This window comes from Flammeovirga agarivorans, from assembly GCF_012641475.1.
In the GTDB taxonomy this organism is placed as follows: Bacteria; Bacteroidota; Bacteroidia; order Cytophagales; family Flammeovirgaceae; genus Flammeovirga; species Flammeovirga agarivorans.
Window position 1 is genome coordinate 1 of record NZ_JABAIL010000035.1, and the last position, 2,214, is coordinate 2,214.

The following is a 2,214-nucleotide window of genomic DNA, read 5'->3' on the forward strand; positions in this document are numbered from 1 at the left end:
CTGTACCAGAATTTGAAGTAATTTATGGATCAGTACAAATGTCTAACTTAACCAAATATATTAAGTCGAATGAGAATAATCAGGAAATCGATAAAATATATACTTTAGACGGAAAAGCAGGGATTGTACTCCTTGAATGGGGATTAGAAAATTTACAAACTACTTACAACATTAGCTAATCTCCATCCATCGGTCGACACGCCCGCTGGTCGTAGTTTAGCCATTACGTTGGCTACAATTATCAAAATATGAAAGTTTTTCTCTTATTAATAACTATTACCTGTTTCTATACTTGTAGGAAACCAACATACAAAGAATCAAAGGCAGTTATATATAATTATCAAATTTGGTTAAGTAATTTAGATAGAGTTAGTCTACGGAATGAAATGAATTCTATTGTGAATTATAAAACATATAAAGATGAAATCATATATAGTATATCCATCCCAATTGAATATTATCCAATAAAAATTAATGAAGATACTATTTCAATATTTCAATTTTCAAGGATCAAAAATGAAATAGAATATCAAGGTTCAACATGTGAATTTTTAGATTCTCTGAATATTTCTGATGACTCTATTCGAGTCTATCGTAGTTATTATGATAGACCAAATAGTTATGATGAAGAATCTGAAATATTTTGGACAAAAGATCTCGGTTTAATTGGTGTGTATAATTCTGGAGGGTGGGGAGTTTTACAATTAGTAGATTATGAACTTGACACTATGAATATGAAAGAAAAGTTATATGATTATATTATTGAAAGACACAAAAATAAAACGATTAAAAAAGTAGCCAACAATAGCTAAAACAGCAAGTCTCGGGTGACGCACCCTCGCACGCTGTTTAGCAATCACGTTGTGCGTCATAACACAAAAAGCCAATGAATACTATAAAAGTTGAAATAGATACAAGTGAATATGGAGCTGATGATTTTGCCAACTATAGAATAGACAATTATTGGCTTGATGAAAAACTTGACGAATTATATCCTAATAAATTTTATGGAGGAACAATTCCTACTTTACTCTTTGGAATGGAAATTCCTGAAGAAGAGAAAGTTGTTAAGAAAAGAATTTTACCTGAAATAGACAAAACTGTAATCTGTCCAATTTTAATGTGCCCTGATGATCTTGATTTTTCTTGTACATTAATTGTTGCTGAAATACAGAATTGTGGAACTACAATTAAATGGAATAGAATTGGAATAGATAAAACAACTGAATCTGATCCTGAAAATGTAGGTTCTAAAGTCAAGTGGTTTCAAAAAATGGATAAACTTGAGTTTGATAAGCACGAGTATCTAAAAATGCTAACCGACTTTGAAAAATATTACAAAACGGATAAAGAAAATTGGGAGCAAAGAAATACTGAATTTCAAAAGAATTTATTGGATAAAAAATAACGAACGCACAACATTAGCTAACCTCCATCCATCGGTCGACACGCCCGCTGGTCGTAGTTTAGCCATTACGTTATGACCAATTATGAAAAAAAACTACAAAACACTATTAATCATTTTTGCATGCAGTTTACTATTAGGATGCACAAACAATAAAAAACAAAATAAAATTTCAAATGTTGATAATATGGAAGAAATCTATGGCATAAATAAAGAATTTGCTCATCCTCGAGCTATTGAATTAGTTCCTGAAGAATTCTTTTGGAGTAATTACGATGAACTAGCCCCGTTTGGATCAGATGAGGGTGATATGGCTCTTGCGGAATATAGAGATTGGAGAAAGGACAACCCAAATTCTTCAATTATGGAATGCTTAATTTGGACAATTGAAAGTGTTGGAGAAATGAAATTTCAAAATTATAATAAACAACTTTTAATGGAGTCAACACTATTAAAACAGATTGAAGATCCAACTTTTGATGAACAACAATATATTTTCACTCTTGACATTTCAGTAATAGGAACAGGTTTTGGTCAGCTAGTAGACGAAGGTGAAATTGAAAAAGAAGCAAAGCCAACCATTTCAATTGCTATTAATAGATTAATAAAATGGTCAGAATTGCATTCAGATGGCGAACATTCAAAACAATTTATAGAAAACCTTCAAATATTAAATAGAATTCTTAGGGAAGCATAAAAAGGTCATAACAATAGCTACACTCCATCCATCGGGTGACACACCCGCTGGTCGTAGTTTAGCCATTACGTTGTACACCATTATAGAGAAAATGACCAAACAAAAGAGGATA

General features: G+C 31.4%; 3 protein-coding genes. All 3 read left to right on the forward strand.

All coding sequences use genetic code 11. The features are described from left to right. Positions 1 to 386 precede the first annotated feature (386 nt). The 3 genes from HGP29_RS28000 to HGP29_RS28010 all read left to right on the forward strand — a co-directional run bounded on the left by HGP29_RS28000 (position 387) and on the right by HGP29_RS28010 (position 2,102). Positions 387 to 812: a hypothetical protein gene (locus HGP29_RS28000; protein ID WP_211093443.1), complete on the forward strand. Its 426-nt coding sequence runs from the start codon at positions 387 to 389 to the stop codon at positions 810 to 812. Between the two features lie 74 nt (positions 813 to 886). Continuing rightward, complete coding sequence (locus HGP29_RS28005; protein WP_168885782.1) at positions 887 to 1,408, forward strand: hypothetical protein; 522 nt, start codon at positions 887 to 889, stop codon at positions 1,406 to 1,408. 82 nt (positions 1,409 to 1,490) lie between these two features. Continuing rightward, the gene (locus tag HGP29_RS28010; protein WP_211093444.1) at positions 1,491 to 2,102 is read left to right on the forward strand and encodes a hypothetical protein; all 612 of its coding nucleotides are present in this window, start codon (positions 1,491 to 1,493) and stop codon (positions 2,100 to 2,102) included. Positions 2,103 to 2,214 lie beyond the last annotated feature (112 nt).